General features: G+C 62.2%; 3 protein-coding genes. All 3 read right to left on the bottom strand.

Annotation, left to right across the window (positions count from 1 at the left end; translation table 11 throughout):
• Window positions 1-85: 85 nt before the first annotated feature.
• On the bottom strand, window positions 86-721 hold the full coding sequence (gene grpE, locus ACQY7U_RS01395; RefSeq protein WP_428641216.1) for a nucleotide exchange factor GrpE: 636 nt from the start codon (window positions 719-721) through the stop codon (window positions 86-88).
• 145 nt (window positions 722-866) lie between these two features.
• Window positions 867-1,187: a thioredoxin gene (gene trxA / locus ACQY7U_RS01390; protein WP_428641214.1), complete on the bottom strand. Its 321-nt coding sequence runs from the start codon at window positions 1,185-1,187 to the stop codon at window positions 867-869.
• An 86-nt stretch (window positions 1,188-1,273) separates the two neighbouring features.
• The coding region (gene addA / locus ACQY7U_RS01385) for a double-strand break repair helicase AddA (protein WP_428641212.1) at window positions 1,274-4,153 on the bottom strand (2,880 nt) is incomplete at its 5' end.

The raw sequence follows: 4,153 nt of genomic DNA, 5'->3' as shown, positions 1-4,153 counted from the left end.
TGGCAGCAACCCTCTGCCGAATGACAAAAAGCCGTCCCCGCGATCACGGGAACGGCTTTCCATTTTCTCTTGCCGAGACTTGGCGTCAGGCGCTCTTGTCGACCGTCTGGCCGGCATCGGCCTGCGGCTGCGGGGCAGCTTCCTTCGGCCCGCCCTTGGAGACGCCGACCATGGCCGGACGCAGCACCCGTTCGCCGATCACATAGCCTGCCTGCACCACCTGAACGACCGTGTTGTTCGGCACTTCGGTGTTCGGCACCTCGAACATCGCCTGATGGAAATGCGGGTCGAATTTCTGACCTTCCGGGGTCAGCTTCTTCACGCCGTTCTTTTCAAGCTGATTCAGCAGATCCCGTTCGATCATCTCGACGCCCTCGATCAGGGACGCAACACCGGCATCGGCGTTTTTGCGATCCTCATCGGGAAGAGCTTCCAGGGCCCGGCGCAGGTTGTCGGAAACCGTCAGCATGTCGCGCGCGAAGCCGGACACCGCGTATTGGCGCGCGTCCTTGATTTCCTTCTCCGTGCGGCGGCGAAGATTTTCCATCTCGGCCATCGTCCGGAGCGCGCGGTCCTTCAGGTCGGCATTTTCAGCTCGCAGAACGTCGATCGGATCCACACCGGCATCTCCTTCTGCGGCTTCGGTCTGCGCGGCCTCGGCCTGCGTTTCCGGGGTCACGTCTGAAGGCTGTTCTTCCGGGGTCTTGTTCTCGTCACTCATGAATGTTCCGTTCGGCTTAAACTCTTTGCGGCTGCTTATAGTATCGCTTGCCCGATTTTTCAAAGAGGATCGGCGGCCAAGCCTGAGCCTGCCCGCCGGATGCACTTCTATAACCGGCAGCCGGACAGCCGCGGGATGTCTGGACTTAAAGGGCGCTCTTGATCCAGTCGGACAGCTTGCCCTTCGGAGCGGCACCGATCTGGGTCGCCATCGGCTCACCGTCCTTGAACAGGATCAGCATCGGAATCGAGCGGACGCCGTACTTCATGGCCATGTCCTGGTTCTCGTCGATGTTGAGCTTGGTGATCTTCACCTGGCCATCCATCTCTTCGGAGATTTCTTCCAAAGCCGGAGCGATCATTTTGCAGGGACCGCACCACTCCGCCCAAAAGTCGACGACCACGGGGCTTGAGGATTTCAGGACTTCGTTTTCAAAGGACGCATCGGTGACTTGTGTCGTAGCCATAACAGGATCTCGTATCTTCAGGGGATCACGCCCACCCGATGTGAGCGCACCAGTTGGCACGAACGTAGGTAGCGATCAGCCCGCCGTCAAGCCGATGTGCCGTCCGGACTGAGGCTCTCAAAAGTTTGATCAAGGATCTCATCCGGAATTTCGACAAGGGCAGGTTTGGCAGTCCACAGCAGGCAGGCGGAGATCCGCCTGTCCGGGTAAATCCGCTTCAGCAATTCCCTGTAAACACTGAGCTGCGCGCGGTATTCCAGCGGAATGCCGTCAACCGTCGTCGGCGGAGAAAGATTGGTCTTGTAATCCACAATCACGACCCGGTTTTCGTCGACCAGCAGCCGGTCGATCTGCCCCGAAACCTCCACATCCACGCCGCCGCTGGTCCGAATCGTGCCCACCAGCGGCACTTCCGCCCGGGCCTCCTTTGCAAACAGAGGTGCAAACGCGCTTTCCGTCAAAACCGCCCTGATTTCTTCCAGAAGCTTGCCCCGGAAGCCCTTGAATTCCGGTTTCAGGGCCTGGTCCAGAAAGTTTTCGGCAGCCTGAAGCCGGGCACCATCCGGCAGGCCGGGCAGAAGTTCCAGCAGCCGGTGGATCAGGCGGCCGCGCTCCAGAGGCCAGGACTGCGGCTCCTTGCGCGCCTGAAGCCGTGACAAGGCCGGCACCTGTTCCACCCCTTCCTTTTCCTCCATCGCCTCGAAGGCACGGGACGGCTGCAGGCGCTTTTTCTTCGGCAGCGGCTTCACCGGCGCGCTCAACCAGTCCGGCAACGGCCCGATAGCTTCTCCCTGCGCCTCTCCTGCCGGGCCATGCGCCCCTGAACGTCCTTCGGGTTCGAAGTCGGATTGCTGCCAGCGCCAGGCAATCACGTCGCCCTTGTGGTCCGTCAGCTCACGGGCGCCCGGTTTCAGTGCCCGTTCGACCATGGAATACCAGCAATTTTCATGCGCGCCGCGTTTCGGCTCCCAGCCGCAGACGATCAGCCGGTCTTCGGCGCGGGTCAGCGCAACATAAAGCAGGCGCCGGTATTCTTCCTCCTGCGCGTCCCGCAGAGCCTCAACCGCCTCGTCGTGCCAGGGCGTGCGGTCGGCTTTTGAAGGCAGCCAGACGAGCGCGGGCGGCAGGAGATCATTTTCAAGTCGCCTGCGCGGCAGGAAGGCCGGATCGTGGATGGCGCTGACCGGGGCCGCCCCCGGATCGACCAGAATGACGATCCTGGCCTCCAGCCCCTTGGAGCCGTGCACGGTCATGATCCGCACCATGCCCTTGGTGTTGGTCAGCTCGCGCTTGATCTCGGTCGGGGCCGCCGCCATCCAGGCCAGGAAGCCTTCCAGCCCGGGCGTGCCTGCCTGTTCATAGGCCATGGTCAGTGCCAGGAATTCGTCCAGAACGTCATCGACTTCGACCCCGAGCCGGGCCCTGAACGCTTTTCGCCCGCCATCGGCGCCGAGCAGCCGGGCGTAGAATTCGTAAGGTGGCACAAAGTCGGCACGGGCACGCCAGTCTTCCAGCCTCAACCGCACGCTCTTCCATTTTTCGCAGGTGTCCGAGCGCTTGACCAGCATCTGCCACAAGGTTCCGGGCCGGACCTTTTCCGCCGACTCGCGCGCAACCTCCAGAAGATCCGCGTCGGTGAGATCGAACAGCGGGCTTTTCAGGACACAGGCAAGCGACAGATCGTCTTCCGGCAGCAGCAGGAACCGCCCGAGCGCCGCGAGGTCCTGAACCGCGATGTGATCGGTCAGCACCAGCCGGTCGCTGCCGGCCGCCGGTATGTCGAGTTCCTTGAGCTCACGGTTGAGCGCTTCGACAAAGGGGCCGCGCTTGCGCACCAGGATCATCACCTCCCCCGGTTCGGCGACGCCGTCGCGCATCCAGCTGGCGATTTCGCCGGCAATCCGCCTGGCAACCTTCAGCATCGGACTGCCCGAACCGACGTGATCGATCGGCTGCCGCCAATCCTCGGACGCCTCGATCTCCGCTTCCGCCTCCAGCGGCCAGAGATCGACAATGCCGGGGTCCCGGCGGATCGCCTCGTGGACGGGGGCCGCGATTTCCTGCGACAGGCCTTTGTGGGCACTGACGTCCTGGAACACTCTGTCGACCGCACCCAGCACGTCCGGGGTCGAGCGGAAGGAAAGCTGCAGATTGACGGAATAAAACTCCTGCTCCGCCGCCGCCGCCTTGCTGGAGAATGCGCGACGCATGGCGTCGAAATAGGCCGGAACCGCCCCCTGAAAGGAGTAGATCGACTGCTTTTCGTCACCAACGGCAAAGAGTGTCCGGATGCGCTCATGGGCACCCTCGCCGACGAAGAATTCGGAAGCCAGGGACTGCACCACTTCCCACTGGCGCGGGCTGGTGTCCTGGGCTTCGTCCACCAGAATGTGGTCGAGCCCCTGATCGAGCTTGTATTGCACCCACTGCGCTGCATCGGATTTCTGCAACAGCGTCGCGGTCTTGACCACCAGATCCTCGAAATCGAGGTAGCCCCGGGCGATCTTGGCGCGCTCGTAGTGACGAATGACGGCATCGGCGAGACGCAGAAGCGCCCTTGTCCCTTCGAAGGTCGCAACCTTGCGGCGCTCGTCCAGGAGAGTCATCAGGCGCTCTTGTTCGGAGAGCAGCGCCTCGGTCATCTCGGGGAAGTTTTCTGCAACCTTCTTCGTCGCTAGGGATTTCCGGGGTTCCAGTTTCGAGGTCAGGAATATCGGCAGCCAGGCTTCCCGGAAGGCAGTAGGATCCTTCAGGCTTTCCGCCCTGACCAGATCGTCGGCCCGTGTCTGATCGGTCTTGCTGCCTGTTGCAAGAGCCTCCGCATAGCTGAGGCAGGCATTGCGGTCGAAGGGGCATCCGGCCTTGAAACACAGATCGAAGTCGGTAAGCCGGGCTGAGGGATCGACCTCCAGGAGTCCGGCAAGTTCGCCAAGGGCAAGCTCCAGATCCCCGGCATCGACCGTCCA

Origin of the sequence: Roseibium sp. (assembly GCF_050301095.1) — a bacterium.
GTDB lineage: Bacteria > Pseudomonadota > Alphaproteobacteria > Rhizobiales > Stappiaceae > Roseibium.
This window is presented reverse-complemented; position numbering and strand designations above follow the sequence as displayed.